Origin of the sequence: Aeromonas sobria, assembly GCF_050266975.1 — a bacterium.
Classification (GTDB): Bacteria; Pseudomonadota; Gammaproteobacteria; order Enterobacterales; family Aeromonadaceae; genus Aeromonas; species Aeromonas sobria_B.
The window spans coordinates 21,327-47,704 of sequence record NZ_JBKISU010000004.1; the positions used below are offsets into that span (position 1 = coordinate 21,327).

The following is a 26,378-nucleotide window of genomic DNA, read 5'->3' on the forward strand; positions in this document are numbered from 1 at the left end:
AGAGTGGAGAGGGAGCCCGAGAGCTCCCCTTTTTAATCAACAAGATGAGAGCCAATGTGGGTCAATTGCGCCACCCGTCGCCCCGGATACCCGGGGCCTGGAGCATGACCCGGTTGGGCTTTTCATCCCTGACATGAGCACAACGTGAGCAATTCGAGCAACGCCACCTTCGCCAGCCGCATCCTCGACTGGTATCAGATCCATGGGCGCAAGACCCTGCCCTGGCAGCAGGAGAAGACCCCCTACCGGGTCTGGGTCTCCGAGATCATGTTGCAGCAGACCCAGGTCGCCACCGTGATCCCCTACTACGAGCGCTTCATGGCCCGCTTCCCCGATGTGCTGGCCCTGGCCGATGCCCCCGTCGACGAGGTGCTGCACCACTGGACCGGCCTGGGCTACTACGCCCGCGCCCGCAACCTGCACAAGGCCGCCCGGCAGATCCGCGATGACCATGGCGGCCTGTTCCCGGAGCGGCTGGAGGAGGTGATGGCCCTGCCCGGCATAGGACGCTCCACCGCGGGCGCCGTGCTCTCCCTCTCCCTCGGCCAGCCCCACGCCATCCTGGATGGCAACGTCAAGCGGGTACTGACCCGCTGGCTGGCGCTGCCGGGCTGGCCCGGCCAGAAGCAGGTGGAGCACGATCTCTGGGAGCTGGCGACCCGCCTCACCCCAAGGCTCGGGGTCGCCCACTACAACCAGGCCATGATGGACATGGGCGCCACCGTCTGCACCCGCAGCAAGCCCGCCTGTGACCGCTGCCCGGTGCAGAGCGATTGCCAGGGGCTGTCGCAGGGCAACCCCACCGCCTACCCCCACTCCAAGCCCAAGAAGAGCATCCCGGCCCGCAGCGGCATCATGCTGATGATCCGCCAGGGCGACCAGCTGCTGCTGGAAAAACGCCCGCCCCAGGGGATCTGGGGCGGGCTCTACTGCTTCCCCCAGGTCGACAGCCTGGAGGCCGTCACCGCCTGCCTGAGCCGTCTGGGGCTGAGCGAACAGCCCTATCGGGAACTGGCCGGTTTTCGCCATACCTTCAGCCACTTTCACCTGGATATTCGCCCCCTGCTCATCGAGCTGACGGCGCCGCCACCCGCCTCGCTCATGGAAGCCGATACCCGACTCTGGTATAACTTGTGCCATCCCGACGAGGTCGGTCTGGCCGCCGCCACCGCGCGCCTGCTGCGCTATCCCGACTTGCAACCACAGAGGTCAACATGAGCCGTACCGTATTTTGCCAACGCCTGAAAAAAGAGGCCCCCGGCCTGGATTTCCAACTCTACCCGGGTGAGCTCGGCAAGCGCATCTTCGACAACATCAGCAAGGAAGCCTGGACCGAGTGGCAACGCAAGCAGGTGATGCTGATCAACGAGAAGAAGCTCAACATGATGAACGTCGAGCATCGCCAGCTGCTGGAAAAGGAGATGGTGAGCTACCTGTTCGAGGCGGGTGAAGTGGACATCGAAGGTTACACCCCCCCCCAGCCAGTAACCAGGCGCCAAACCCTAGAGTGAGCCGGGCCCGTCCCCATCCGGGGGCCTGGCCACCACAGACAAGCAGTACAGTGAGCCAGGAGGCGACGCCTCTGCCGGCTCGCAACCGATGCGTGACGGGCGGCCTGACCGCCCATTTTTGAGGATCCTATGGGCCGAATTTTTTGGTTGCTGTGTGCCACCTTGCTGCTTTTTGCCTGCTCATCCAGCCCCAAGCCCGGCGGCGACAAGGATGAGGATCTGGTCAATGGCAAGGATGTGCGCGGCTTCGAGCACATGATCAGCGCCCTCTCCCATAACGTGAACGAGATATGGGGCCGGGAGGCGCTGTTTGCGGGCAAGTTTGACTACGTCAAATACACGGACGAATACAAGAGCCGGGCCCACATCGACTTCTCCAGCGGCCACATCATGGTCGAGACCGTCTCCGGGCTGGATCCCAAGGCTCACCTGCGCCGCGCCATCATAGAGACACTGCTGACCCCGGATGATCCGGCGGAAGTTGACCTCTATTCGGATCGGGAGATACTGCCCGGCGGCGAGCCCTTCCTCTATGGCCAGGTGCTGGACAACCAGGGTCAGCCGATCCGCTTCGACTGGCGCGCCGAACGCTACGCCGACTACCTGCTCAGCACCGCCATGAAGAAGCGCACCCTGGGCATTCGCAACATCTTCTACGTCGATATCCCCATGGTGGCGAACCACGAGGACAAGCGCGGCTACAAGTACGCCAGCATCATACGGGAGGCGTCGCGCAAATACGGGGTCGCCGAGAGCCTCATCTATGCGGTGATCAAGACCGAGAGCAGCTTTAACCCCTATGCGGTCAGCCACGCCAACGCCTATGGCCTGATGCAGGTGATCCCCGCCACCGCGGGACGGGACGTCTACGTGCGGGTCAAGGGCAAGAACGGCCAGCCCACCCGGGAGGATCTGTTCAACCCGGCCTACAACATAGACGTGGGCACCGCCTACCTGCACCTGTTGCAGACCGTCTATCTGGCCAATATCGAGGATCCCCGCTCCCGGCGCTACGCGGTGATCTCCGCCTACAATGGCGGCGCGGGCGGGGTGCTCAACACCTTCTCCCGGGATCGCAAGGCCGCGCCCGGCATGATCAACCGCCTCTCCCCCGAGGCCGTCTACCAGATCCTGACCGAGCAGCACCCCAAGGCGGAGGCCCGTCGCTACCTCTACAAGGTCAATCAGGCCGAGAAGGGGTTCAAGCGTGCCGGCATCAGGCGCGCCGGCTGATCCTGGCCAAGATGACAAAGAGGGCGCTCCAGGAGCGCCCTCTGTTTTTCCAGCCCGAACCGGTCGGTTACTTGGCGATAAAGCCACCCTTGCTCTGGGGCGTCGCCCCCACCTTCTCCAGATGCTCCACCTCGACCTCGGTCTTGTTCCAGCTGTGGTCCACTTCGCCGCGGATACGGATCAGGTCGTTCGGGCCCACTTCGGTGCCGCGCCACACGTCTTCGTCCACTTCCACCTCCACCTCGCCGCTGTCATCGCGGAAGGTATAATTCTCGCCGCCCAGATGCTTGACCAGCTTACCCTCCAGAGTCACCCACTGATCATCTGCCACGTCTTTCAACTGGGCGACCGAGACCTTGTTCTGCTCCTGGGGGCCGGTATAGGCCGCCATGGCGAAAGAAGAGACGGACATCAGGGCCACCAGGCCAATTACCTTTGCTTTGTTCATTTCATGCTCCTGTGGTTTCAGCAATGACCCCGTCAGTGGGGGTATGGGCCCATGATGTCAGGGGGAGCGTGAAACGAACGTGAAGCAACCCATTTGGGTGAAGCCGCCATGAGCGCAATCGCTTTCGGGCTAAACGGTGATTGTTGGATCAAATTCGGCAGGGTTACCATCCTCAAATGACTCGCAACCCTGGCGAGTCCCTGCCCGATGAGATACTCCATGTTAAGAGCCTGTTTTGTCTGCCTGCTGGGTCTGCTGGCCCAGACGGCCCAGGCGGCCGAGCCGCCCGCCTTTTCCCGCATCGTCATGTTCGGCGACAGCCTGTCCGACACCGGCAAGATGTATGGCAAGATGCGCGGTTACCTGCCGTCCAGCCCGCCTTACCACCAGGGGCGCTTCTCCAACGGTCCCGTCTGGCTGGAGCACCTGGCGACCCATTTTCCCGGCCTGAAGATAGCCAATGAGGCCGAGGGCGGCGCCACCGCCGTGGCCTATAACAAGATCTCCTGGCATCCCAAGTACCAGGTGATCAACAACCTGGATTACGAGATCACCCAGTTCCTGCAAAAGGATGCGCTCCAGCCGGACGATCTGGTGATCCTCTGGGTCGGCGCCAACGACTACCTGGCCTACGGCTGGAACACGGAGCAGGATGCCAAGCGGGTGCGCGATGCCATCAGCGATGCCGCCAACCGCCTGGTGCTAAATGGCGCCAAACAGATACTGCTGTTCAACCTGCCGGATCTGGGTCAGAACCCCTCGGCCCGCAGCCAGCAAGTGGTCGAGGCCGCCAGCCATGTCTCCCGCTACCACAACGCGCTGCTGCAAAACCTGGCGCGCCAGCTCGCCCCCACCGGCCTGGTACGCCTGTTCGACATCGACAAGCAGTTCGACGAGATGCTGCGCGAGCCGCAGAACTTCGGGCTGAGCGACACCGAGCACGCCTGCTATGACGGTGGCTATGTCTGGAAGCCGTTCAGCGCCCGCAGCGCCGCGAGCGACGACCAGCTCGCCCCCTTCGCCCCCGCGGAGCGCCTCGCCATCGCCGGCAACCCCCTGCTGGCCCAGGCGGTGGCGAGCCCCATGATGCGCAAATCGGCCCCCCTGAACTGCGAAGGCAAGATGTATTGGGATCAGGTCCATCCCACCCGGGTGGTCCATGCCGCCCTCGGCGAGCGGGCCGGCGCCTTCATCGAAAGCCAGTACGAATTTATCCCCAGATGACGCCTCCTCCCTGGGCAAGGGCCAGCCCTTGCCCGTCCCCGATATCCCCTCAATCCCACCCTGCTGCCATGGGAAAATAACTATCGTTATTTCAGTTAGTTGAAACCTTTTCAAAAGCGACTAACTTTAATGCGTCCTACGGCCATGACCGCCGGACCAAAAAGGGAAGGCCATGACGGCATGCTTCCTTCATATGAAACTGCAGAGGCACGATATGAACAAGTCATTGATTGCATTGATTGTTTCTGGATTGCTGGCGGCAAACGCCCAGGCGGCAGGACAAGACAACACCTGGTATACCGGTGCCAAACTGGGCTGGTCCAACTTCTATGGCGTCGATCACAATGACGCCATCAAGGACGCGGCCGACATCACCAAGGAAGATAATGACGATCTGGGGGCCGGTGCCTTCGTCGGCTATCAGGTCAATCAGAACGTCGGATTCGAGCTGGGTTACGACTGGCTCGGCAAGTACCGCTACGAGGCCACCGACAAGCTGGACTCCACCATGAAGGGCAAGGATGACGTGAGTGCCCAGATGGCGCAGCTGACCATGAAACTGGGCTACCCGGTCGCCGACAGCCTGGATCTTTATGGCCGGCTCGGTGGCGGCTACGCCTGGACCGACAGCCGGGAGCTGGACCATGATCGCGGCGCCGTCTTCGTCGGTGCCCTCGGCGCCGAATACGCCATCGATCGCAACTGGGCCGCCCGCTTCGAATACCAGTACACCACCCCCCTTGGCGACATGGGCATGGACCAGACCGGGGTCGAGCTCGACAACGGTCTGCTCTCGGTCGGCATGCTCTACCGCTTCGGCCAGGAGGCGCCGGCCCCGGCCGTGGTACCGCCCCCTCCTCCCATGCCGCAACCGGTCGAGCACACCTTCAGCCTGAGCTCGGACGTGCTGTTTGACTTCAACAAGGCGACCCTCAAACCCGAGGCCAGCCAGGCCCTGGATACCCTCTACTCCCAGATAGAGGCCGCCAGACCGACGGACGGCACGGCCACCGTCATGGGGTATACCGACCGGCTCGGCTCGGATAGCTACAACCAGACCCTGTCCGAGCAACGGGCCCGGTCGGTCGCCGACTACCTGGTCGGCAAGGGACTGCCTGCCGACAAGGTGCAAATACAGGGCATGGGCGAGAGCAACCCCGTCACCGGCGACAGCTGCGCCAGCGGCAGCAAGCGCGAGCTGATCGTCTGCCTGGCACCGGATCGCCGGGTCGAGGTCAAGGTGGAAGGGGTCTCGGAGATGGCGCAGTAAACGGCGGCCCATCTGACATACAACAACGGGAGGCCTGGCCTCCCGTTTTTCATGGTCGCGTTCGGCCAGGCTGGCGCCGGTGCATCACCCCTTGCGCAGCTCGGCGGCAATCTGGTCGAGCAGCTGCTGCCAGCCCAGACCAAGCTCGCTCACCAGGGTGCCGTAGCCATCGCTTGGCAGCACCCGCTCCAGGTGGAAGGGGGTATCTTGCAGCACACGGCCATCCTCGGCCAGCAGACGCCAGCGCCCGCTCAGCACGGCACGGCCGTCGAAGCGTCCCTGAAAACGCTGGACCCTGATGGTGAGCACAGGCCCCTGACGGGCCCCATCCTGACGCACCACCCAGCCCGGCAGGCGGGCGGAGAGACCATTTTGGGTCAGCTGGTTGAGCTGGCCATCGAGGGAGCCGGCCCAGCGCTGGTACTCGGTGAAGTAGAGCTCCTTGCCCTCCATCTGATAGACCAGCTTGCTGGCGTCCAGCTCATCCGAGAGGATGACAGGATGCAGCACCAGCTGGTGCTGGGGGCGGCTGATGGGCGCCGCCTGGGCTGAACCGTCGGCATCCAGGGAGTAGTAGTGCAGCGCCGGGGCGCTGCTGCACCCGGCCAGCAGACCGGTCAGGGCCAGGGCCGTGATGAGTCGTTTCATTGGGTACCTCGCTTGGGTTCAGGATCCTTGGGTCGGGCCCGATCGAAGATGAGTGAGCTCGGCTGTTCGTTAAGGGAGTGCACCAGGGGCTGCAGTTCACGCATCAGCTGATTGAGAGACTGCACGGACTGACGCAGCTCCTGATTGGTCTGGGAGGCGCCGTCATAGCTGCGCAGCGTCTCCTTGAGCTGGAGCAGGCTGGCGTTGAGGGAGGCCGGCAGCTGCTGGGTCGCCTGCTGGCTGGTGAGCTTGTCCAGATTGGCGCTGAGGGAGCTGACGTTCTTCATGGTCTTGTCCAGGTTCGCCAGGCTGCTGTTGACCTGGGCCAGGGTGGTTTCCATGTCCATGTCGACAAACTTGTCGAGGATGAGGTTCACCTTGCGCTCTATCTGATCCAGGCCGCCCTGGGTGGTGGGGAAGACTTCGAAACCGGCCATCTTGTGCGCCACAAACCGGGGGGCATCCGGATAGAAGTTGAGATCGATCACCTTGCCCCCGGTGAGCAGGCTGGCGGTCTTGAGGGTGGCCCTCAGCCCCTCCTGGAACTGCTTGCTGAACAGCTTGCGCCACTGCTCACGCTCGGCGTTGGCATAACGATGGGAGAGACGCTGTACCTCGATCCGCGCCAATACCGGGATCACCTTGCTCTTGAAGATCTGGGTCGCCTTGTCATCGATCAGGTAGGGGGCCGACACCACTGTGCCGACCCGCACGCCCCGATACTCCACCGCCGCCCCAGGATGCAGCCCGGCCAGGCTGGCATCAAACAGGAAGACATAATCGATGAACTGATCCAGGCTACCGGCCAGCACGCTGCTCTGATCCTTGAACAGGGTAAAGGTGTCGCTGTTGCTGACCGCGTCCCCCGCCACCCAGCCGGCGGGCAGGCCGACCGTGATGCCGCCATCGAGCAAGCCCTCGAGCGAATCCATCTTCACCTTCATCCCCTCACTGGTGAGGGAGGCCTCGAAGCCCGGCGTCATCCAGAAGCGGGAGTTGCTGGTGATCAGGGCGTCATAGGGAGCATTGACGAAGATCTGGTACTCCAGTTCGCTGCGCTCGGGCAGGAACTTCACCTCCTCTACCTGGCCTATGGTGTAGCCCTGGTACTGGATCGGCGAGCCGATGCTGAGGGAGCGGGTCTCCCGGCTGAGCAGGGTCAGCCTGAGCCCCTTGGCCGAGAGGGAGGCCAGGGGCGGCTTGTCGAGAATGGCGTAGCGGCTCTTGGCCTTGCCCTGCTTGCCCGGAGAGAGCTCGATATAGGCGCCCGATAACAGGGTGCCGAGCCCCGAGACCCCATCACGACCCACCCTGGGCTTGACCACCCAGAACTGGGTGTCGCCCTTGAGCATGTTGGCCGCGTTGTTGGAGAGACGCGCCGTGATGACGGCATGGCTGTAATCGTCGCTCAGCTCCACCGTCTCGATACGGCCCACGTCGACCTCACGGGAGCGGATCACCGTCTTGCCCGCCACTATGCCCTCGGCCGTGGCCACGGTCAGCTGGATGCTGGGCCCCTGTGAATACCAATGCTGAAACAGCATCCAGACGCCGATCAGCAGGGCCACCATGGGCACCAGCCAGATGGCCGCCGCCGAACCGAGCAAGTCAGAGCCGGCCTGTTTTACTGTCTTACGCTCACTCACGTTCGCGCTCTCCTTGTTGTAAATCCCAGATAAGACGGGAATCGAAACTCATGGCCGCCACCATGGTGATCAGCACCACACCGGAGAAGGCGACGGCGGCGGGACCCGGATAGATGGTCATCAGGTTGTCGAGGCGGATGAGGCCGGCCAGTATGGCCACCACGAACACGTCGATCATCGACCAGCGGCCGACAAATTCCGTCATGCGATAGAGCTTGAGCTTGCCCAGCGGCGAGGCGCCGTCCCCGCACTGCACCCGATAACAGAGCCAGAACAGCGCCAGTATCTTGGCCAGGGGCACCACCACGCTGGCGATGAAGATGACGGCGGCGATGGGGTAGGAACCCATGGACCAGAGCAGCACCACCCCCCCCAGGATGGTGGAGGGGCTGGTATCGCCGAGAAAGACGGTATCCATGATGGGATAGAGGTTGGCCGGGATATAGAGGATGGCCGAGGTGATCAGCAGGGCCCAGGTGCGCGCCAGCCCCCCCGGCTTGCGGCTGTGCAGGTAGGCGCCGCAGCGCCGGCAGCTGTGCTGGCCCTGCTCGCCCAGGGCGCCGCAGAGGTGGCAGTTGACCAGGCCGGCCTCCCGGGCCCCCATGCCGGGATCCAGCTCGCGCGCCTCGGTCGGCCCGAACAGGCGCTGCCACAGCCAGCGCCTGTCCAGGGAGGAGATGGTCTTGATCAACAGCAGGGTGTAGCCAACGAAGGCCCAGAAGGAGAGCCCCATCTTGATGTCGGCCATGCCCATCAGCTTGACCAGGGAGATGAGGACGCCGATGAGAAACACGTCCACCATCAGCCAGGGCTGGATCCGGCACAGCAGGCGGCTGAGAGATCGCAGCGCCTTGTCGTGCATGTGTTTGTCGAGGCGCCACAGCACCAGCATGATGGAGCCCAGGTAGACCAAGGGCAGGCCGATCAGGGTCAGGCTGAGCACGGCGCCGAGGAACAGGTAGCCCTCCTCCACCAGGGTGGTGATGCACTGCAGGAAGGTCATCTCCTGGCCCAGGCCCTTGGCGGAGAACGACATGAAGGTGAAGCTGTTGGCGAGCACGAACATGACGATGGCCGCCATGCCATAGGCGATGGGACGGCGCGCCTGATCCGGCAGATTGCGGGTCAGCACATGACCGCATCGCTCGCAATGACGGGCCTCTCCCGGCGCCAGCAGGGTGGCAGGGGCCAACAGATCGCACTCTTCACAGGCGGTCGGATCGTGGCGATAGGGTGACAATGGGGAGCTAGCAGGCAATTCGACATCTCTGTTTGGGGCCAACTTTGGCCATGAAGCCACGATTATCGCAGCAGGGCGTCCGGGCCACCAGCCCCTATCTCACCCCATCGATGGGGCCGCGATAGAATGACTTTGACAAGCCAGTGGCCATTTAGCACAATCAAACGCCACTTTTTTTCCGCGGGACAATAATTTATGACAACCGAATCCCCCAGCTACGCCACCATTGAGCAGGCCTTCTCCCTCGGGAACGGGCAAGATTCTGCCCTCAACTGGCTGCGCAAGAACCGCAGTCAGGTCGCTATCTTCCTGGTGAGCGGCATCAAGCTGGAAGGCACCATCAGTGGCTTCGACCAGTACAGCGTCTTGCTGACCGATGCCCATGGCAATCAGCAACTGGTCTACAAGGCCAAGATCTCCACCATCGCCATGCACTCGGGTCGCCCCCAGGTCAACATCCAGCGTGCCCGCAAGCCCCGTGTCTCCATGGCGCCGCGCCCCCATGGCGCCCCCGGCCGCTACGACAACAACGACCAGGGCGGCAGCAGCGAGCAGTAAGCCGCCTTGCCAGCGAGCCCGCCTCTCGGGCTCTTCTCCTGCATCTGGCGCCTGGCCACAGGCCGCCGACAGAGGTTCACTCCCCATCAGCTTGTCCCGCCGGGAGTGACCCTTCTCCTCCAGATCCCCTCCGCCATGGCCGCGCCACTTGCCTGGCTGCCCCGGCCTGCGCCGGGGGCAGCGGTTTAATCCGGCAGATTGCCGGGCACGCCATCCTTGATGAGGCATGACGCCATGCCGGCCGCCTCGGCGGCGGCCAGCCCTATGCCGGTATCCTCGAACACCAGACAACCGCCAGGAGCGACCCCCAGCCGCTCGGCCACCAGCAGGAAGGTATCCGGATTGGGCTTGTGCCGGGTCACGTCGTCCGCGGTCACCACCACGGGGAAGTAGCGATCAAGGCCGGTATTGCGCAGCACGGCCTCGGCATTGACCCTGGGCGACCCCGTGCCCACCCCCATGGGGATGCGGCCATGGTAGCGCTGCACCAGCTCGAGCATGGCGGGGAAGACGGTCGCCTTGTGCAGGTTCGCCACATAGTGATCCGTCTTGCAGCGGGTCACCGCCAGGGGATCGAGGGCGATGCGCTGATGCTCGGCCACCAGCAGGGCTATCTTGCGGCTGGGCATGCCCCCCAGCTCGTAAAACCAGTCGGCGTCAAACGCGAAGCCGAACTCGCGGGAGGCATGCTCCCAGGCCGCCAGGTGCAGCGGCATGGAATCGACCAAGGTACCGTCCAGGTCGAAGACCAGGCCTTGATATCGGGAGAGGGTCATGGGCTCTGTCACATCGAAAAAAGGAGCCCCATTCTAGCAGCCCGCCGGCAAGAGGCCATGGCCTGGGCGGTCAAAATGTGCGCCGCACTGGCGGCTGGTGGCGTCAGATGCCAGGGCCCGGCCGTCGCCACGCAAGGGGTTGGATGTGTGATGCGGCCAAGGCTGCCCACCAGGCCAGGCTTGATTGGCGCTGGGCCATCATCTAGGCGATCGAGATATGCTCGGTGGGCAAGTCATGGGGATCGAAGCTCCGGCTGCAGGCCCGTCCCGCCGACTTGGCGAGATAGAGTCCCTGATCCGCCTGCTCGAGCAACTGCTCCCATTGCATCTCCTGATCCGGCGCCCGATAGCTGAAGCCGATGCTGACCGTGAGGTGGGCCTTGACCCGGGAGGCGGGGTGGGGAATGGCGAGCCGGGCCAGCTGGTGGTGGATCCGCTGGCAGAGGAACTCCGCCTCACCGGGCTGGGGATTGCACAGCAGGATCACGAACTCCTCGCCCCCATAGCGGGCCACCAGGTTGGTGCGGCGCCGCTCGCACTCCTGCAGCAGCTGGGCGACCTGGCGCAGGCAGAGATCCCCCTTGCTGTGACCGAAATGGTCGTTGTAAGCCTTGAACTCATCGACATCTATCATCAGCACCGCCAGCAGGCCCTGCTGACGTCGAGCCGCCTCCCACTCCCGCGCCAGGGTCAGATCCCATTGGCGGCGATTGGCGATGCGGGTGAGGGGATCCTCCATGGAGAGCAGGGCGAGCTGCTGGTTGGCCTGCTCCAGTGCCTGATTCGCCTGCGCCAGCGCCTCGTTGGTTTCGGCCAGCAGCCGGGTGCGGGCGGCGACCCGCTCCTCCAGATCCCGGTTGAACAGCTCGAGGGCGGCGTGGTTGCGCTGACGGATCAGCAGCTGGGAGAGCATGGCGGCAAACTGCTTGAAGATCTCGCCATGGTAGGTCTTGATGGGCCGGCGCTGGAGCAGGTTGTCGGCGGCTATCCAACCGATGGGGGTGTCACCGTCCCACAGGGAGACCATGGCGTTCCAGCCACGGCCCACCTCCTGCTGCTCGTAATAGAGAGGGGCATCCTCGAGCACCAGTACATAATCCTTGCGGCGCAGGGCCTCCTGCACCACGGGGTGGGACGGGATCGGGCTGACGAAGTGACGCTCGTCCGTGATCTCTCCCGCCTCGTTGGTGCCCCAACTGCCCTGCATGGTGGTGAATTCGGCGTCGATCAGGAAGATGGCGACCCGATCGAACTGCAATGAACTGCGCGCCAGCATGACGGCATCGTGCAGCAGCTCCGACTCGCCGCGACAACCAGAGAGATGGACGCCAACCTGGTGCAGGGACTGCAGCAGATCGAGGAAGGATTGCTGCAATGCCTGGCTCCGGGCGAGGGAGTCCTGGGTGGTGAGCCGCTCGCTGCGCTCCTGGCTGACCAGGTTGCTCAGCATCCGGCTCTCCAGCTCGGCGGCGAGGTAGTGCATCAGCAGCTGGATGCCCTGCTTCTGACGGGGGGTGAGGCGATCGAGCCGACGGCGGGTTTCCAGATAGACACCCCCCTTGAGCCCCTGCTGGCGCTTGAGGGGAAAGCAGGCCCTCAGCTGGGTCGGCGGCGCCTCCACCGACTCCTGCCAGCCCCCGGCGTCACTCATCAGCTCGATGAGCAGCTGGCCCTTGGTCAGCGCCTGCTCGATGAAGGGAATGGGCAACCCCAGTCTGCCGGCATGGTCGGGCACCATGGCAACCAGGCCATGCTCGGGATCGAAGGCGAACAGCTCCCGCTGAGGCTTGTTCAGCCACAGATAGATACGGTCTGCCTCGGTCTTTTCCCTGATGGTCGCCAGCGTCACCTCGCAGAGGTGCTCAAAGCTGGTGAAGTGCTCCGGATCCCATTCCAGCATGTCAATCATCCTCAACTGAACCCGGGCAGTATATATAGCACGGGGTATATTGACTCGATTAACGGTGAAAAGGTCGATCCAGAGCCCACTTTTTCGCCATCAGATGAGGTTCAGGGTCACCATGGCATCCCGGATCCGCTGCTTGGTCGCCTCGCAAAGGGGCATCACCGGCAGGCGGCACTCCTCGCTGCACAGGCCGAGCAGGGAAACCGCATACTTGGCCCCGGCCGGGCTGGGCTCGGCAAACATGGCCTGATGCAGCGGGATCAGCCTGTCCTGCAGCTCGCGGGCGGCCTGCCACTCGCCGGCCAGGGTCAGGTTCTGCACCTCAGCCAGCAGCTTGGGCGCCACGTTGGCGGTCACTGAGATGCAGCCCTGGCCGCCGCCTATGTTGTAGGCCACGGCGGTCGCATCCTCGCCCGAGAGCCAGGCGAACGGCTTCTTGATCAGCTGGCGCTCGGTCCAGGGACGGGCCAGATCGCCGGTGGCATCCTTGACGCCGGCGATGCGGGGCAGCTCGGCGAGCCGGGCCAGGGTCGCCGGCTGGACATCGACGATGGCCCGCGGCGGAATGTTGTAGACGATGATGGGCTTGGTGGTGGCGTCATGGACCGCCTTGAAGTGATGGTAGAGCCCCTCCTGGTTCGGACGGTTGTAGTAACCGGCCACGTGCAGGGTGCCATCCGCACCGGCCTGTTCGGCGAAGCGGGTATATTCGATGGCCTCCACCGGGTTGTTGGAGCCGGCGCCGGCGATCACGGGCACCCGGCCCGCCACCTGCTTGACCACCAGCTCGACCACACGGCAATGCTCATCGTGGCTCAGGGTGGGGCTCTCCCCCGTGGTCCCTACCGGCACTATGCCGTGGGTGCCCTGCTCGATATGCCACTCCACCAGACGCAGCAATGCCGCCTCATCCAGTTGGCCATCACGAAAGGGGGTGATCAGCGCAACGATCGAACCTTGAAACATGGAATCTCCTTCTCCGTCGACTCTCGACATCAACAAAAAACCCCGCTACGAGGTGCGCAGCGGGGTTTTAAACATCTCAGGGTGGTGAGAGGGTTACGCGCGCACGCCAGCAGGCCCAAGTTTTGAGCTCTTTTTATGCTTTCGTTTCAACGCGTTGAACCGCATTACGCCATCCCTGAGGAAAAATAAGTGTTCGGGCATCTTTCTGGAACCCGGCATAAATGTCAAGGCGAAAGCGGCCATGTATAATGGCCGGCCACCAATCCCCGGAGAGAGTCATGAGTCATCCCCTGAGTGCCGTCAGCCAGATGCTGGAACGTAATCAAGCCCTGTTCGAGGGCAAGCACCTGCTGGTGTGCGGGGCACTGGAAGATGAGTACCCCAGGGAACTGGCCGGGATAGTCCGCGATCTGACGGTATTCACCACGGATTACAGCTACTTTCGGGGGCAGGGGGAGGCGCTGGGAGAACGCATCGTCTTCGGTCATGAGCTGGAGGGGGAACCCCGCTTCGACGCCCTGCTGCTGCTGATGCCCAAGGCCAAGGCCGAGGCCCAGTTTCTGCTGGCCATGATGACGCCCCTGCTGCTGGCGGGGGCGGATATCTTCCTCGCCGGCGACAACCGGGGTGGCATCAATGGCGCCGACAAGCTGATGGCACCCTATGGCGGCAAGCCCGTCAAACGCGACTCAGCCAGGCGCTGTTCCCTCTATCATGGCGAGTTGAGCCAGGCCGTCCCCGCCTTCCGGCTCGATGACTGGTTCAGCCAGTATCAGTGCCGGCTGGGTGACACACAACTGACGGTACAAGCCCTGCCCGGGGTCTTCAGCGCCAGCGAGCTGGATCTCGGCAGCCAGATGCTGCTCGCCAGCCTGCCCCCCCTGAGCGGCAGCCTGCTCGACTTTGGCTGCGGCGCCGGCGTCATTGGTTCCGTGCTGGCCAAGCGCAATCCCGGGCTCGAGGTCACCCTGGTCGATATCAACGCCCTGGCGCTGGCGTCCAGCCGCCGCACCCTGGCGGCCAATGGCCTGACGGGCACAGTGCTGGCCTCGGATGTCTACTCGGATCTGCCGGGCAGCTTCGATCAGATCGTCTCCAACCCGCCGTTTCATGCCGGGCTCAAGACCCACTACGCCGCCACCGAGACCTTCCTGGCCGAGGCGCCCCGCCACCTCAACGGCCGTGGCGCCCTGACCATAGTGGCCAATGCCTTTTTGCGGTATCAGCCTATACTGGAAGCCGTCTTCAAACAGACCGAGATCCGGGCGATGGACAACAAGTTCAGGGTGTATCGCAGCCAGCGCTAACGGCTGTCACAAAACTTGTATAGAGTCTCGCTTGGAATCTGTTATGGTATCCGCAAGACGTAAAACACCCCTTTAGGGGTGTTTTTTTGCAGTACACTGAAAACCTTTTCACATCGACTTCGGAGCGTAAAGAGACCATGGCTGGGATACTCACTATGATACTGGCGGGCGGCGAAGGCACCCGACTGCAACCGCTGACCACCACCCGCAGCAAGCCGTCCGTTCCGTTCGGTGGCAGCTACCGCCTCATCGACTTCGTGCTCAACAACTTCGTCAACGCCGACTTCCTGCGGATTTATGTGTTGACCCAGTTCAAGTCCCAGTCCCTCTATCTGCACATGAAGAAGGGCTGGAACATAGTCGGCATCACGGATCGCTTCATCGACCCCATCCCGGCCCAGATGCGGATGGGCAAGCGCTGGTACGACGGCACCGCCGATGCCATCTACCAGAACCTGCGCTTCATCGAGATCTCGGATCCGGAACATGTCTGCATCTTCGGCTCGGATCACATCTACAAGATGGACGTGAGCCAGATGGTCAGCTTCCACAAGCAGAAGGCGGCGGCCCTGACGGTGGCGGCCCTGCGCATGCCCATCGAGGAGGCAAGCGCCTTCGGGGTGATCGAGGTGGACGACGAGGGACGCATGATAGGCTTCGAAGAGAAGCCCAAGCACCCCAAACACATCCCCGGGGATCCCAGTCAAGCCCTGGTCTCCATGGGCAACTACATCTTCGAGACCGAAGCCCTCTACCGCGAACTCAAGCGGGATGGGGCGAACGAGGAGTCGAGCCATGACTTTGGCAAGGACATCATTCCGCACCTCTTCCCCCGCGCCCCCGTCTATGTCTATGACTACAGCACCAACGTGATCCCGGGGGAGGGACCGAACGTCTACTGGCGCGACGTGGGCACCCTGGATGGCTACTGGCAAACCCACATGGATCTGGTGGCCGACAACCCCCCCTTCTCCCTCTACAACCGCAAGTGGCCGCTGCACACCCACTACCCGCCGCTCCCCCCCGCCACCTTCGTCGACACCGACCAGTGCAAGGTGAAGATCGCCAACTCCCTCATCTCGGGGGGCAGCTTCATCCAGGGCAGCCAGATCCAGCGATCCGTGCTCGGTTTTCGCTGCAACATAGGCCCCTGCAGCCACATCAGCGAGTCCGTCTTGCTGGGGGATGTGAAGATAGGCGAGGGCTGCACGATCCGTCGCGCCATCATAGATAAAAACGTTGAAATTGCACCTGGCACCGTGATCGGTGAGAATCTGGCCCATGACAGGGAAAGGTTCACTGTCTCTGAAGGGGGAATCGTCGTGATCCCCAGGGGAGCGAGAGTTGGCTATTGACCCGTTAAAAATTCTATTTGTTGCCTCCGAAGTCGAGGGGCTGATCAAGACTGGCGGACTGGCGGATGTGGCCCGTGCGCTGCCGCGCTACCTGGCCCAGCAGGGCCATGACGTGCGCATCATACTGCCCTTCTACCAGACCATGAAGCGACGAGACGAGGCCAGACTGCTGGCCTCGCGCTGGCTGCCGACCCCGGCCGGGCAGGAAGATATCGGCTACCGCCTGTATCAGCTGGAACTGGACGGTTTCCCCGTCTACCTCATCGACTGCCCCCGCTACTTCGAGCGGGCCCAGCCCTATGCCGAATTCAACCAGGCCTATGGTGACAACGGCGAACGATTCGCCTTCCTGGCCGCCGCCGCCCTGCATGCCACCGAGCAGCTCGGCTTCGCCCCGGACATAGTGCACTGCAACGACTGGCACACAGGCCTGCTGCCACTGTTGCTCAAGACCCGGCACGCCCACAACCCCTTCTTCGCCCACACCCGCAGCGTCATCAGCATTCACAACGCCGCCTTTCAGGGCGTGTTCGATCGGGGACAATTCGGTGCCGTGCCCGAAATCAGTCACTACGAGCAGCGGGTGGCCCATGATTACGGCCACATCAACCTGCTCAAGTGCGGCGTGCTCTACGCCGACAAGATCAATGCCGTCAGCCCCAACTATGCCAGCGAGCTGCTGACCCACCTCGGCGCCCACGGCCTGGCCAGCGTGTTCCAGCAGCGGGCGGCGGATCTGCGCGGCATCCTCAACGGTTGCGACTATCAGGACTGGGATCCGGCCACCGACCCTCACCTGCCTGCCAACTACAGCGCCCAGGACTTGAGCGGCAAGCGGCTGTGCCGCGCCCGGCTGCAACAGGATGCCGGCCTGCCGGTCAGCGACGACCCCATCTATGGCATGGTGTGCCGCCTGACCGAACAGAAGGGGGTACACCTGCTGATCCCCGCCCTCGAATCCTTCCTGCGCCACAAGGTGCAGCTGGTGATCGTCGGCTCGGGCGATCCCACCCTGGCCGCCCAGTTGCAAGCCCTGGCCGCCCGCTTCCCGACCCGGCTCGCCTTCATCAATACCTATGACGACCGGCTGGCCCATCTGGTGGAGGCGGGGGCCGACCTCTTCCTGATGCCCTCCCTGTTCGAGCCCTGCGGCCTCAACCAGATGTACAGCCTGGCCTATGGCACCCTGCCCCTGGTGCGGGCGGTGGGCGGCCTCAAGGATACGGTCGTGGACTGGGATGCCGCCGAGCAAGCCACCGGCTTCTGCTTCACGGATCCCACCGCCAATGGCCTGCTCGATGCCATGCGCCGCAGCCTGCTCTATTGCCTGCAAGACCCCGAGCGCTTTGCCCGGGTGCAACACACCGCCATGCAGACCCGCTTCGACTGGCCCGACTCGGTCGCCCAGTACGTGCAGATGTATCGGGACGCCCTCGGCCGCTGAGGCACGCCTCACCCGACAATTGCTGAAGTTTTGCGCCCTTGACACGGCTTTCGTGGTCAAGGGCGAAAAAAGTCCGCTTCTGCTGTTGACGCCCCCCCAAAACTCTATAGAATCCCCGTCCGCAGTGATGCGAAGGTGGCGGAATTGGTAGACGCGCTAGCTTCAGGTGTTAGTGTCCCACGGATGTGAGGGTTCGAGTCCCTCTCTTCGCACCATACTGCAACATGCTTCATCAATGGCATGTAAAATAAGATTGATGACCGAATGTGCGAAGGTGGCGGAATTGGTAGACGCGCTAGCTTCAGGTGTTAGTGCCCCCCGGGTGTGAGGGTTCGAGTCCCTCTCTTCGCACCATGCTTCTCCAGACAGCATGTCAATCAAAACTGGTAACACAATGTGCGAAGGTGGCGGAATTGGTAGACGCGCTAGCTTCAGGTGTTAGTGTCCCACGGATGTGAGGGTTCGAGTCCCTCTCTTCGCACCATGCTTTCTCCAGACAGCATGTAAATCCAGACTGGAAACCCGATGTGCGAAGGTGGCGGAATTGGTAGACGCGCTAGCTTCAGGTGTTAGTGCCCCCCGGGTGTGAGGGTTCGAGTCCCTCTCTTCGCACCATGTTTCTGACATGTCAAAACAGAAAATGCGCTCCAACCGCATTTAAAACTCGCTGGAGAAAATCAGTGTGCGAAGGTGGCGGAATTGGTAGACGCGCTAGCTTCAGGTGTTAGTGTCCCACGGATGTGAGGGTTCGAGTCCCTCTCTTCGCACCATTCATTCTTGCAAAAGGCCCGTCACGACAGTGTCGGGCCTTTTGTATTTGCCCCCGGCTGACTATCCTTGCCCCAACCAGGTCAAGGAGACCCATCATGAGACTCAGCCCAGAGATCCACAACTTCTACGAACAGCTGGTCGGCAAGGCCATCCAGCGCCAGGGACTGGCCCAGCGCCTGAGCGAGAGCGAGCTGGCCGACCTCGGCTGCCTGACCCTCAACCAGCTCCCCGCCCACTATATCCGCCACGATGTGGACATGTTCTATTTCCTCGACCAGGCCAGACGCGAGGCCATGGCGCTGGAGGTAGATCTGGCGCTGGCCAATGCGCTGGAGCGGGTCACCAGCTCGGCCAATCGCGACTAGAGCCAGGGATCCTGCCACAGCAGGGCCACCACCCCGGTCAAGCCGGCGACCGGCAGCAGGATCAGCGCGGGCCTGAGCCTGGGCTCCTGCATGATCCAGGCGGCGAGAATGAAGCCCAGGCTCCAGAGCCCGTACTCCTTGTCATGACCCCAGAGCCCCACCCCCCCCAGCGCGAGCAGCAGGACGAGTCGGTATAACCAATTCATCTGTCATCCCCAGATATCAAATAATAATCATTATTATTTGACAGTTAACTCTATGCAACCCCTATCTATCCCTATTGCTCACTGGGGTCTCAGGACAATCGGCTAAAAAGTGCTACAAAAGTCAAATTTTGTATAAATTTTTAAACTAGACCTTCAAAAATGCTTGGTTGGTTTGAATTCTCGGGGAGGCGTCTGTGGTAGATTGCCGCCTCATTTGGCGTGCCCCTCGGGATGCGCCAACCTTGGCGAGCAAGAAGTTTAGGGAGCATCTATGCAAAACCAGCAAGACCAACAAGACCAGCAACACCACATCCGATTACCTGGTATGTCCCAGGTATTTGCCTGCCTGGCCGTTTTCCTGGCTCTGGCCTTCTCGTTCACCAGTGTGCTCAACCTGCCGATCCAGTTGGCGTTGTTCATCGCCTGGTTCGTCATCATGGGGCTCGGCATCCGGCTCGGCCATGATTACAAATCCCTGGAGCAGGCCGCCGTCGATGGCGTCGCCAAGGGGATGGGAGCCATCCTGATACTGATCTCCGTTGGCGCCCTGGTGGGCACCTGGATCGCGGGCGGCATAGTCCCCAGCATCATCTACTTCGGCCTCAAGGTGATACATCCCTCCATCTTCCTGCTGGCGACCCTGATCATCTGCTCCCTCACCTCCCTGGCCACCGGCACCTCCTGGGGTTCCGCCGCCACCGCCGGCATCGCCATGATGGGGATAGGCCACAGCCTGGGCGTCCCTGCCCCCCTGGTCGCCGGTGCCGTGCTCTCCGGCGTCTACTTCGGTGACAAGCTCTCCCCCCTCTCCGACTCCGTGGTGCTGGCCTCGACCATGTCCAACGTCGACGTGGTGGAGCACATCAAGGGGATGCTGCCCATCAGCCTGTTCTCTTACATCATCACCGCCGCCCTGTTCACCGTGGTCGGCATGCAGTACGCCGGCAACGTCAGCCTGGAGCAGGTCAACCTGGTGATGGCGGCCCTCGACAGCCAGTTCAACATCACTCCGCTGGCGATCGTGCCCGTGGTGCTGGTACTGGGCCTCCTGGCCAACCGCAAGCCCGCCTTCCCGGTGATCAGCTTCGGCGCCCTGCTGGGCCTGGTCTGGGCCATCGCCTTCCAGGGCATGGATCCGGTCAAGGCGATGCACTCGGCCTACAGTCCGTTCGCCATCACCTCAGGCGTCGACTTCATCGACAACATCCTGGGCCGTGGCGGCATGGAGTCCATGCTGGGCTCGGTGGCCGTCATCATCTTCGGGCTGGGCTTCGGCGGCCTGCTGGAGAAGGTGGGCATACTGGAAGTGATCGCCAACGCCTTCGAGAAACGCATCAACAGCATCGGCAGCCTGACCAGCCACACCATAGGCACCGCCTTCCTGGCCAACGTGTTCGGCTCCGCCATGTATGTGTCGCTGATCCTGACCCCCAAGATCATGGCCAAGAACTACGACCGACTGGGACTGGCGCGCAAGAACCTCTCCCGCAACGCCGAGTTCGGCGGCACCCTCACCTGCGGCATGGTGCCCTGGAGCGACAACGGCATCTTCATGGCCGGGGTGCTGGGGGTGGCCACCCTCGACTACCTGCCCTACATGTGGCTCAGCTTCACCTGCATCATAGTGACCATCACCCTCGCCTATCTCGGCAAGGCGGTGAACCGGGTGCCGGCGATCGAGGCCGCCAGCTCCCGCTGACCACCAGAAAGCAAAGAGGCGCCTCAGGGCGCCTCTTTCGTCTGTGTAACGTCTTACAACAGCCGGACCATCAGGGCGCGCAACGCCTTGATCAGGGCCGGTTTACCACTGACTCCCAGGCGGCGGGCCAGCAGATCCCAGCTGGCATATTGCCAGATGCTGGCGATGAGCAGGGCCCGCTCCTCCCGGGTCAGCATTCCCAGCCTGGCCAGGTTGGTCGCCAGCCAGCGCTGCAGGCTCGGCTGGCACAGCTCGAACGGCTTGTGCTGATGGGCAAAACAGCTCAGCTCATCCCAATCGAATCGCGCCAGACACTCCCCTTCTCCCTTCTCCATTGCCTCCCCCTCGAGGGGCGCCAGGCACAGCCACACCAGCTCGGGATCCAGCTCGCGCAGCGTCCCCGCCAGCAGCGTCGGCAACTGGCGGCGAAAACGCTCGTGCCAACGGCCCAGCTCGGCTTCCCGCTCGGGGCGCAGGGCCCGCAGCAGCAGGGCGGCATGGCTACCGCTGGCGGCATCCCGTTGCAGGCCGATGCGCAGGGCTCGCAACCCGGCCTTGCGCCAGAACGGCAGCAGATCCGCCGTGGCGGAGAAGGCGGCCCCCAGATAGTCGCACCCGGCCCCGGCGTAATGGTCGATGAGCGCCTCCAGCAGGCGGCTACCCAGCCCCTGCCTGTGCAGCGCCGGATGCACGGCGATGCGCAGCACCCTGGCATAGCCGGGCGCGCCGGCTTCCCGCAGGCCGCCATGGGCCAGCAGGGATTGCGGCAGCAGCTGACCCCGCGGTCGCCGCCGTCCCGCCCAGATGGCCTCGGCCAGCTCGGCGGGGATCCTCCCCTCCCGCGCCACCAGGGCCACCCCGACCAGGTTATCCTCTTGCTCCAGCAGATGAATATCGAGATCCGGGCTCTCCAGCAGGATGCGCAGATCGCTCGGGCTGGTCTGGTAGTGCGCCAGCACCAGCAGACCGAATACCTGGCCGAGCAGCGCCTCGTCCCCGGCCAGGGCCTGCTGGCTGATCTGGCGCCGCCGCGGCGCCGAGGGCGCCACCGGGGCCCGCACCCGGGCGTCCAGCCCCAGCAGGCGAAACACCAGAGCCTCCAGCGGGCAGCCGGCACGCCAGCGTATGGGCTCGCTCAGGCGCAACTCCTGCCATCCCGGGGTCTGCCGGTCGAGGTGAGCCTTGAAGCGCAGATGAAAGCCACGCCCCGTCCCCTCATAGCCATGCTCTGTGGTGGCGAAGACGATGCGGCCATAGCGGGCCAGCATGGCCTCGAGCAAGGGGGTGGGAATGGCGGCGGCCTCATCAACGAGCAGCAGATCGCAAGGGATCGCCTCCTGCAGCAGTTGCAGGGGGGAGAAGAACCCCAGCCCCTCAGACTCGGGCCCGGCATGTTCGAACAGGCTGGCCACCGTGGCCCTAGCGGGCGCCGTGACGGCGATGCGCAGCCCGGGATTGTTTCGCAGCAGGGCGGCCGCGGCCAGCCCGAGCGCCGCGCTCTTGCCGCGACCGCGGTCGGCGCACAGCACCAGGGGGCGACGACGATGGCCGTGCAGCATCTGCTCGATGGCCGAGATGGCTCTCCCTTGATCCTCCGTCACCGGGCACTCGGCCCGGATCGGCTGCCAGGTTTCTCTGCCTTCTGCCAGGGTGAGGGAGAGGGCGGGATCATTGGGCAAGAGGCGCGCCAGGCGGGCGATGAAGCCATGGCCTGCCCGTGGCAGCTCCTCCGGGGTGGAGACCAGCCGCAGCCTATCGGGATCCGCAAAGCCGGGCCACTCGGCGCGAGGCGGGGTCAGCAGGATCAGCAGGCCACCGGCACGCAGGGTGCCCGCCAAGGCGCCGAAGGCATCGGGATGAAAGCCGCTGAAACCATTGAAGACCAGGGTGTCGCACTCCTGACCGAGCCGGCGCAGCGCCTTGGCGGCGGGCTGGGGTGCATACTCCGCCGGCCCCTCGCCGAGCCAGAAGATGTCGCCACAGAGCCAGCTCTGCGCCGCCACCATGGTCTCGGACTCGCTCCCCTCCAGCCAGACGAGGCGCCGCTCCCCGGCTTCGCGCAGCCCCTGGCGCAGTGCCTTCATGCGCCCTGACCGGATCTAGGCTCGAACATCTTGTCCCCCATCTGATCGATGAAGGTGTGCGCCTTCTGCACCATGAAACGCTCGGCATCGGCCGGGTTGGCGAACAGGTCGGAGCGGATGAATCTGTGGCTGTGCAGCACCCCTGCTATCTCTTTGGTGATGCGTCCGGCCAGCCGATACTGACCCCCCTCGGCCATGGGCTCGGGGTAGATGAGATAGCCGGCATATTCGGTCGGCGTGACCTGAGGGGCGGCGGGGGTGTCGCCACCAAACAGGGACTTGAACAGGGTCTTGAACATGGCACCTCCGTGATGAAGGAACATTGTCCCCAAGGGGCTGAGGGCTGGCAAGGGGGGCTGCTTATTCCCAATCGTTATTTGCATGGAGAACCATTCTCATTTAGATTTCAGCCTATCCCAACATGAGGTGTGAATATGTACGTTTGTTTGTGCCGCGGCATTACCGATACCCAGATACGTCAGGCGGTACAGGCAGGCAAAGGCGAGTTGCGCCAGCTCAAGCAGGAGCTGGGACTGGGCAGCCAGTGTGGCAAGTGTCTGCCCATGGCCAAGGCGATCATCAAGGCCGAGCTCGACAAGGCGCCCCGCTACTACGAAGTGGCCTGAGGCCCCTCGCCCCTCTCCTTCCAAGCGGGCTCCTGCCCGCACGCCCTGTTGTTGTCCTCTTCCTGGTCTAAGCTTGACGGATCCAGCAAGGAGGATTGACGATGAAAGGTGATACCAAGATTATCGCGCACTTGAACAAGGTACTGGCCAACGAGCTGGTCGCCATCAATCAGTATTTCCTGCATGCCCGCATCTATGATGACTGGGGCCTCAAGGCCCTGGGACACAAGGAGTACCACGAGTCCATCGACGAGATGAAGCACGCGGACGAGCTGGTCAAGCGCATCCTGTTTCTGGAGGGGTTGCCCAACTTGCAGGATCTCGGCAAGCTGCGCATCGGCGAGACGGTGGAAGAGATGCTGCGCTGCGATCTCTCCCTGGAGATGGATGCCATCCCGGATCTGAAGAGCGCCATCTCATATGCCGAATCCAAGCACGACTACGTCAGCCGGGATCTGTTTCAGGATATTCTCGAGGACGAAGAGGAGCACGTGGACTGGCTGGAGACCCAGCTCGATCTCATCGGCCGCATCGGCCTGGAGAATTATCAGCAGTCCCAGCTCCATCACGGCTCCTGACCCCGGAGTCTGTGCCACCCCCGCTCCTGTCCAGACCCGCTACGGCGGGTCTTTTTCATGGCAGGGCGCCCAAGTTTCACCCGGATCACAGATATGGCGCGCCGATAGGCAGGGAGCCGCGCTTTCGATTAGGATAGGCCTCTTTCCTTTTTGACCCGGATACGACCATGGAACAGATAGCCAGAGAGATGGCGCCCCACAAGCGGGTAGCCCTGGTGGCCCACGACAACATGAAGACAGCCCTGCTCGACTGGGTTGGCCGCCGCAAGGAGGCGCTCAAGCTCCATCACCTCTACGCGACCGGCACCACCGGCAGCCTGCTTGGCAAGGCGGCTCAGCTGCCGATCACCTGCCTCTTCTCCGGCCCCATGGGCGGAGATCAACAGCTCGGCGCCCTGATTGCAGAGGGCAAGATAGACGTGCTGATCTTCTTCTGGGATCCCCTCAATGCCGTGCCCCATGATCCGGACGTGAAGGCACTGCTGCGCCTGGCCGCGGTCTGGAACATCCCGGTCGCCACCAATGAGGCGACGGCGGACTTCATCATGGACAGCCCCCACATGAATCAGGCGTTCCAGGTGCAGATCCCGGATTACGCCGGCTACCTCAAGGCGCGCACCCAATAAACTTTGCGCCGAACGGACACGAAAAAGGCGCCAATCTGGCGCCTTTTTGCTGGCTTGAGCCGACTCAGCGTTGCAGGCTCTTCTGGGCGAACTTGGGCCTGGCGTTCATGATCTGCTCCACCTGCTCGTCGCTCATCTTGCCACGGGACAGGCCCAGCACCTTGTAGGTGAGCAGGGGGCGGGCCGGCAGGGCAATCATCAGGGCGCGGATCTGGTTCTCGTCATCCTTGTCCCGTGCCGGTTTGCCATAGGCGTAGGTGAGCACCCCGGCGTCTATCAGGTTTTTGACGGCGGGCTCGGTGATCGGCAGGTTTATGACGCTTTTACGCTGCAGCACGAACTCGCGCAGCACCGCCTTCTCGTTGAAATCGAGGAAGGTGATCATTCGGGAGAGCTGCCCCTTCTGCTTGCGCGACTGCCACTCGTCACAGATCCACTCCCAGGCGATCAACATGCCCTGGCTGCAGAAATAGGAGATGGCAATCAACATGCCGACCCCGAGCCAGGCGGCGTGCTGGTCGGCCCAGACACTCACGGCCCCCTTCATCAGCCCGGTCGGAAACAGCAATATGATGCTGCAGCACAGCAGCAGCCAGACCATGAGCCAGTTGAGGCGGTTCAGTTGGTAAAAATGTTGGATCCACCGTTTCATCGTTCACCCTTGCCAGATCATTGTGGACAGTAGTCAGGTCAAAGCAAGGGGTGTGCCAAGGCGCAAGAAATGACAAGGGGGGCACCAGGCCCCCCGCTCATTCTCAGCCGCGCCTCAGAACTGCTGGAACCAGCGCTGGATCTGGGCCGGATCCTTGCTCTGGGTCAGGGAGAGCATCAAGAGGATGCGCGCCTTCTGCGGGTTGAGAGTTTCGGCGGCGACGAAGCCGTACTTGGCGTCGTCGATCTCCGCATCCAGGGTGGTGGCACCGGTCGGCACGCGGGCGGAGCGCACCACCCGAATGCCGTCCTTGCTCGCCTGGGCCAGGGTTTCGAACAGGCTGTGGTAGAGGTTGCCGTTGCCCACCCCGGCGCTGACGATGCCGTCAAACCTGGCCTCCACCAGGGCCTTGGCCGGCAGATCCGAGGCGTTGGCGTAGCTGTAGACGATGCCGACCTGGGGCAGCGTGTCGAGCTTGCTCACGTCGAACGGGGTCTGGCTGGTGTGCTGGCGGGCAGGGCTGCGCTGATAGTCAATCTTGCCGTTGTGGATGTAGCCGAGCGGGCCGAAGTTCGGGGAGGCGAAGGTCTGTACCCCCGTGGTGCTGGTCTTGGTGACGTCGCGGGCATCGAGCACGGTGTCGTTCATGGCCACCATGACCCCGCGCCCCCTGGAGGCGGGATCGGAGGCGGTGACCACGGCGTTGTAGAGGTTCATGGGGCCGTCGGCGCTCATGGCGGTGGAGGGGCGCATGGCGCCCACCAGCACCACCGGCTTGTCGCTCTTGACGGTGAGATTGAGGAAGTAGGCGGTCTCTTCCATGGTGTCGGTGCCGTGGGTGATGACGATGCCGTCCACGTCATCCTTGGCCAGTAGCGCGTTGACCCGCTTGGCCAGCGTGAGCCACACCTCGTCGTTCATGTCCTGGGAGCCGATCTTCACCACCTGCTCCCCCTGCACCTCGGCCAGGTTCTTCATCTCGGGCACGGCGGCGATCAGGGTCTCGATGGCCACCTTGCCCGCCTCGTAGTTGGACTGGGTGGCGGACTGGCCCGCCCCGGCGATGGTGCCGCCGGTGGCCAGTATATGCACCTGCGGCAGCGCCATGGCCAGGGGGGAGAGGGTCAGGCCGAGTACGGCGGCGATCAGGGTCTTGCGGATCGGTAGGGTCATGCTGCAAATCCTTCTGGATGATAAAAATTGCAGCAAGTTTGCGCTTTCTGTTGCGGTGGTTTGTGA

At 63.1% G+C, this 26,378-nt stretch carries 26 protein-coding genes and 5 tRNA genes; 19 read left to right on the forward strand and 12 right to left on the reverse strand.

Annotation, left to right across the window (positions count from 1 at the left end):
- The first annotated feature begins 144 nt into the window (after positions 1-144).
- From mutY to mltC, 3 genes are all read left to right on the forward strand, one after another.
- A complete protein-coding gene (gene mutY / locus ACLHZ1_RS03265; protein ID WP_427260958.1) occupies positions 145-1,218 on the forward strand; it encodes an A/G-specific adenine glycosylase in 1,074 nt (357 codons plus the stop codon).
- Complete coding sequence (locus ACLHZ1_RS03270) at positions 1,215-1,511, forward strand: oxidative damage protection protein (RefSeq protein WP_427260959.1); 297 nt, start codon at positions 1,215-1,217, stop codon at positions 1,509-1,511. Before mutY ends, ACLHZ1_RS03270 begins: the two co-directional genes overlap by 4 nt.
- A 129-nt stretch (positions 1,512-1,640) precedes the next feature.
- A complete protein-coding gene (gene mltC / locus ACLHZ1_RS03275; RefSeq protein ID WP_427260960.1) occupies positions 1,641-2,744 on the forward strand; it encodes a membrane-bound lytic murein transglycosylase MltC in 1,104 nt (367 codons plus the stop codon).
- 67 nt (positions 2,745-2,811) lie between these two features.
- On the opposite strand, the gene ACLHZ1_RS03280 is transcribed toward mltC, so the two are convergent.
- Positions 2,812-3,192 carry a YgiW/YdeI family stress tolerance OB fold protein gene (locus tag ACLHZ1_RS03280; RefSeq protein WP_427260961.1) on the reverse strand — a complete coding sequence of 127 codons (381 nt, stop codon included), beginning with the start codon at positions 3,190-3,192 and terminating at the stop codon, positions 2,812-2,814.
- A gap of 219 nt (positions 3,193-3,411) precedes the next feature.
- Here ACLHZ1_RS03280 and ACLHZ1_RS03285 point away from each other — a divergent pair, with 219 nt between their 5' ends.
- Together ACLHZ1_RS03285 and ompA are read left to right on the forward strand one after the other, a co-directional pair.
- Positions 3,412-4,416 carry an SGNH/GDSL hydrolase family protein gene (locus ACLHZ1_RS03285; protein ID WP_427260962.1) on the forward strand — a complete coding sequence of 335 codons (1,005 nt, stop codon included), beginning with the start codon at positions 3,412-3,414 and terminating at the stop codon, positions 4,414-4,416.
- A gap of 214 nt (positions 4,417-4,630) precedes the next feature.
- Positions 4,631-5,686, forward strand: a complete 1,056-nt coding sequence (ompA, locus tag ACLHZ1_RS03290) for a porin OmpA (RefSeq protein WP_427260963.1) — start codon at positions 4,631-4,633, stop codon at positions 5,684-5,686.
- Between the two features lie 84 nt (positions 5,687-5,770).
- On the opposite strand, the gene ACLHZ1_RS03295 is transcribed toward ompA, so the two are convergent.
- From ACLHZ1_RS03295 to ACLHZ1_RS03305, 3 genes are read right to left on the reverse strand one after another with little or no spacing between them, the layout of a single operon-like run.
- Positions 5,771-6,334, reverse strand: coding sequence for a PqiC family protein (locus ACLHZ1_RS03295; RefSeq protein WP_427260964.1), 564 nt, complete (start codon positions 6,332-6,334; stop codon positions 5,771-5,773).
- Positions 6,331-7,980, reverse strand: a complete 1,650-nt coding sequence (pqiB, locus tag ACLHZ1_RS03300; RefSeq protein ID WP_427260965.1) for an intermembrane transport protein PqiB — start codon at positions 7,978-7,980, stop codon at positions 6,331-6,333. Before pqiB ends, ACLHZ1_RS03295 begins: the two co-directional genes overlap by 4 nt.
- A complete protein-coding gene (locus ACLHZ1_RS03305) occupies positions 7,973-9,238 on the reverse strand; it encodes a PqiA/YebS family transporter subunit (protein WP_427260966.1) in 1,266 nt (421 codons plus the stop codon). Before ACLHZ1_RS03305 ends, pqiB begins: the two co-directional genes overlap by 8 nt.
- Before the next feature lie 177 nt (positions 9,239-9,415).
- On the opposite strand from ACLHZ1_RS03305, the gene hfq reads away from it, so the two are divergent.
- Positions 9,416-9,778 (forward strand): RNA chaperone Hfq, encoded by a 363-nt coding sequence (gene hfq / locus ACLHZ1_RS03310; RefSeq protein ID WP_005895045.1) that lies wholly within the window; start codon positions 9,416-9,418, stop codon positions 9,776-9,778.
- A gap of 185 nt (positions 9,779-9,963) precedes the next feature.
- On the opposite strand, the gene ACLHZ1_RS03315 is transcribed toward hfq, so the two are convergent.
- The 3 genes from ACLHZ1_RS03315 to dapA form a co-directional block, all read right to left on the reverse strand.
- Entirely contained in the window at positions 9,964-10,554 is a 591-nt protein-coding gene (locus ACLHZ1_RS03315; protein WP_427260967.1) for an HAD family hydrolase, read from the reverse strand.
- Positions 10,555-10,756: 202 nt separating this feature from the next.
- Positions 10,757-12,454, reverse strand: a complete 1,698-nt coding sequence (locus tag ACLHZ1_RS03320; RefSeq protein ID WP_427260968.1) for a diguanylate cyclase domain-containing protein — start codon at positions 12,452-12,454, stop codon at positions 10,757-10,759.
- A gap of 99 nt (positions 12,455-12,553) precedes the next feature.
- A complete protein-coding gene (gene dapA, locus ACLHZ1_RS03325; RefSeq protein WP_427260969.1) occupies positions 12,554-13,426 on the reverse strand; it encodes a 4-hydroxy-tetrahydrodipicolinate synthase in 873 nt (290 codons plus the stop codon).
- Positions 13,427-13,704: 278 nt separating this feature from the next.
- Between dapA and rsmC the strand changes: the two genes are divergently transcribed.
- The 9 genes from rsmC to ACLHZ1_RS03370 all read left to right on the forward strand — a co-directional run bounded on the left by rsmC (position 13,705) and on the right by ACLHZ1_RS03370 (position 18,668).
- Entirely contained in the window at positions 13,705-14,733 is a 1,029-nt protein-coding gene (gene rsmC / locus ACLHZ1_RS03330) for a 16S rRNA (guanine(1207)-N(2))-methyltransferase RsmC (protein ID WP_427260970.1), read from the forward strand.
- Positions 14,734-14,819: 86 nt separating this feature from the next.
- Positions 14,820-16,088 carry a glucose-1-phosphate adenylyltransferase gene (gene glgC, locus ACLHZ1_RS03335; protein WP_427260971.1) on the forward strand — a complete coding sequence of 423 codons (1,269 nt, stop codon included), beginning with the start codon at positions 14,820-14,822 and terminating at the stop codon, positions 16,086-16,088.
- The gene (glgA, locus tag ACLHZ1_RS03340; protein WP_427260972.1) at positions 16,078-17,532 is read left to right on the forward strand and encodes a glycogen synthase GlgA; all 1,455 of its coding nucleotides are present in this window, start codon (positions 16,078-16,080) and stop codon (positions 17,530-17,532) included. The genes glgC and glgA overlap by 11 nt, the downstream gene beginning before the upstream one ends.
- Positions 17,533-17,661: 129 nt before the next feature.
- Positions 17,662-17,747: transfer RNA gene (locus ACLHZ1_RS03345), tRNA-Leu, on the forward strand.
- 53 nt (positions 17,748-17,800) lie between these two features.
- Positions 17,801-17,886 (forward strand) — tRNA-Leu (locus ACLHZ1_RS03350).
- A gap of 44 nt (positions 17,887-17,930) precedes the next feature.
- Positions 17,931-18,016, forward strand: a tRNA-Leu gene (locus ACLHZ1_RS03355).
- Between the two features lie 45 nt (positions 18,017-18,061).
- Positions 18,062-18,147 (forward strand) — tRNA-Leu (locus ACLHZ1_RS03360).
- Positions 18,148-18,216: 69 nt separating this feature from the next.
- Positions 18,217-18,302: transfer RNA gene (locus tag ACLHZ1_RS03365), tRNA-Leu, on the forward strand.
- Positions 18,303-18,398: 96 nt separating this feature from the next.
- On the forward strand, positions 18,399-18,668 hold the full coding sequence (locus ACLHZ1_RS03370) for a late competence development ComFB family protein (RefSeq protein WP_427260973.1): 270 nt from the start codon (positions 18,399-18,401) through the stop codon (positions 18,666-18,668).
- Here the strand turns inward: ACLHZ1_RS03370 and ACLHZ1_RS03375 are convergent.
- A complete protein-coding gene (locus tag ACLHZ1_RS03375) occupies positions 18,665-18,874 on the reverse strand; it encodes a hypothetical protein (RefSeq protein ID WP_427260974.1) in 210 nt (69 codons plus the stop codon). The two genes, ACLHZ1_RS03370 and ACLHZ1_RS03375, sit on opposite strands and share 4 nt — an antisense overlap.
- Positions 18,875-19,145: 271 nt before the next feature.
- On the opposite strand from ACLHZ1_RS03375, the gene nhaC reads away from it, so the two are divergent.
- On the forward strand, positions 19,146-20,573 hold the full coding sequence (gene nhaC / locus ACLHZ1_RS03380; protein WP_427260975.1) for a Na+/H+ antiporter NhaC: 1,428 nt from the start codon (positions 19,146-19,148) through the stop codon (positions 20,571-20,573).
- Positions 20,574-20,626: 53 nt separating this feature from the next.
- Here nhaC and ACLHZ1_RS03385 read toward each other — a convergent pair whose 3' ends face one another.
- Together ACLHZ1_RS03385 and ACLHZ1_RS03390 are read right to left on the reverse strand one after the other, a co-directional pair.
- Positions 20,627-22,672 (reverse strand): tRNA(Met) cytidine acetyltransferase TmcA, encoded by a 2,046-nt coding sequence (locus ACLHZ1_RS03385; protein ID WP_427261055.1) that lies wholly within the window; start codon positions 22,670-22,672, stop codon positions 20,627-20,629.
- On the reverse strand, positions 22,654-22,956 hold the full coding sequence (locus ACLHZ1_RS03390) for an HlyU family transcriptional regulator (RefSeq protein ID WP_427260976.1): 303 nt from the start codon (positions 22,954-22,956) through the stop codon (positions 22,654-22,656). The genes ACLHZ1_RS03385 and ACLHZ1_RS03390 overlap by 19 nt, the downstream gene beginning before the upstream one ends.
- A 135-nt stretch (positions 22,957-23,091) precedes the next feature.
- Between ACLHZ1_RS03390 and ACLHZ1_RS03395 the strand changes: the two genes are divergently transcribed.
- The 3 genes from ACLHZ1_RS03395 (at position 23,092) to ACLHZ1_RS03405 (ending at position 24,487) form a co-directional block, all read left to right on the forward strand.
- Positions 23,092-23,283 (forward strand): bacterioferritin-associated ferredoxin, encoded by a 192-nt coding sequence (locus ACLHZ1_RS03395; protein WP_042001828.1) that lies wholly within the window; start codon positions 23,092-23,094, stop codon positions 23,281-23,283.
- A gap of 101 nt (positions 23,284-23,384) precedes the next feature.
- Positions 23,385-23,861: a bacterioferritin gene (gene bfr / locus ACLHZ1_RS03400; protein ID WP_042001826.1), complete on the forward strand. Its 477-nt coding sequence runs from the start codon at positions 23,385-23,387 to the stop codon at positions 23,859-23,861.
- A 167-nt stretch (positions 23,862-24,028) separates the two neighbouring features.
- Entirely contained in the window at positions 24,029-24,487 is a 459-nt protein-coding gene (locus ACLHZ1_RS03405) for a methylglyoxal synthase (RefSeq protein ID WP_427260977.1), read from the forward strand.
- A 64-nt stretch (positions 24,488-24,551) separates the two neighbouring features.
- Here the strand turns inward: ACLHZ1_RS03405 and ACLHZ1_RS03410 are convergent, their stop codons facing one another.
- Both ACLHZ1_RS03410 and ansB read right to left on the reverse strand, forming a co-directional pair.
- Complete coding sequence (locus ACLHZ1_RS03410; RefSeq protein WP_408793955.1) at positions 24,552-25,139, reverse strand: superinfection exclusion B family protein; 588 nt, start codon at positions 25,137-25,139, stop codon at positions 24,552-24,554.
- A gap of 114 nt (positions 25,140-25,253) precedes the next feature.
- A complete protein-coding gene (gene ansB / locus ACLHZ1_RS03415) occupies positions 25,254-26,312 on the reverse strand; it encodes an L-asparaginase 2 (RefSeq protein ID WP_427260978.1) in 1,059 nt (352 codons plus the stop codon).
- Positions 26,313-26,378: the final 66 nt, after the last annotated feature.

What these genes read in the sequence shown, in the direction of transcription:
- nhaC (WP_427260975.1), top strand. Translation starts at nt 19,146, where the DNA reads ATGCAAAACCAGCAAGACCAACAAGACCAGCAACACCACATCCGATTA.
- ACLHZ1_RS03405 (WP_427260977.1), top strand. Translation starts at nt 24,029, where the DNA reads ATGGAACAGATAGCCAGAGAGATGGCGCCCCACAAGCGGGTAGCCCTG.
- ACLHZ1_RS03320 (WP_427260968.1), bottom strand. Translation starts at nt 12,454, where the DNA reads ATGCTGGAATGGGATCCGGAGCACTTCACCAGCTTTGAGCACCTCTGC.
- dapA (WP_427260969.1), bottom strand. Translation starts at nt 13,426, where the DNA reads ATGTTTCAAGGTTCGATCGTTGCGCTGATCACCCCCTTTCGTGATGGC.
- ACLHZ1_RS03410 (WP_408793955.1), bottom strand. Translation starts at nt 25,139, where the DNA reads ATGAAACGGTGGATCCAACATTTTTACCAACTGAACCGCCTCAACTGG.
- ACLHZ1_RS03370 (WP_427260973.1), top strand. Translation starts at nt 18,399, where the DNA reads ATGAGACTCAGCCCAGAGATCCACAACTTCTACGAACAGCTGGTCGGC.
- ACLHZ1_RS03285 (WP_427260962.1), top strand. Translation starts at nt 3,412, where the DNA reads ATGTTAAGAGCCTGTTTTGTCTGCCTGCTGGGTCTGCTGGCCCAGACG.
- ACLHZ1_RS03395 (WP_042001828.1), top strand. Translation starts at nt 23,092, where the DNA reads ATGTACGTTTGTTTGTGCCGCGGCATTACCGATACCCAGATACGTCAG.
- ACLHZ1_RS03375 (WP_427260974.1), bottom strand. Translation starts at nt 18,874, where the DNA reads ATGAATTGGTTATACCGACTCGTCCTGCTGCTCGCGCTGGGGGGGGTG.
- ACLHZ1_RS03295 (WP_427260964.1), bottom strand. Translation starts at nt 6,334, where the DNA reads ATGAAACGACTCATCACGGCCCTGGCCCTGACCGGTCTGCTGGCCGGG.
- ansB (WP_427260978.1), bottom strand. Translation starts at nt 26,312, where the DNA reads ATGACCCTACCGATCCGCAAGACCCTGATCGCCGCCGTACTCGGCCTG.
- rsmC (WP_427260970.1), top strand. Translation starts at nt 13,705, where the DNA reads ATGAGTCATCCCCTGAGTGCCGTCAGCCAGATGCTGGAACGTAATCAA.
- ACLHZ1_RS03390 (WP_427260976.1), bottom strand. Translation starts at nt 22,956, where the DNA reads ATGTTCAAGACCCTGTTCAAGTCCCTGTTTGGTGGCGACACCCCCGCC.
- ACLHZ1_RS03270 (WP_427260959.1), top strand. Translation starts at nt 1,215, where the DNA reads ATGAGCCGTACCGTATTTTGCCAACGCCTGAAAAAAGAGGCCCCCGGC.
- ACLHZ1_RS03280 (WP_427260961.1), bottom strand. Translation starts at nt 3,192, where the DNA reads ATGAACAAAGCAAAGGTAATTGGCCTGGTGGCCCTGATGTCCGTCTCT.
- hfq (WP_005895045.1), top strand. Translation starts at nt 9,416, where the DNA reads ATGACAACCGAATCCCCCAGCTACGCCACCATTGAGCAGGCCTTCTCC.
- bfr (WP_042001826.1), top strand. Translation starts at nt 23,385, where the DNA reads ATGAAAGGTGATACCAAGATTATCGCGCACTTGAACAAGGTACTGGCC.
- ACLHZ1_RS03315 (WP_427260967.1), bottom strand. Translation starts at nt 10,554, where the DNA reads ATGACCCTCTCCCGATATCAAGGCCTGGTCTTCGACCTGGACGGTACC.
- mltC (WP_427260960.1), top strand. Translation starts at nt 1,641, where the DNA reads ATGGGCCGAATTTTTTGGTTGCTGTGTGCCACCTTGCTGCTTTTTGCC.
- ompA (WP_427260963.1), top strand. Translation starts at nt 4,631, where the DNA reads ATGAACAAGTCATTGATTGCATTGATTGTTTCTGGATTGCTGGCGGCA.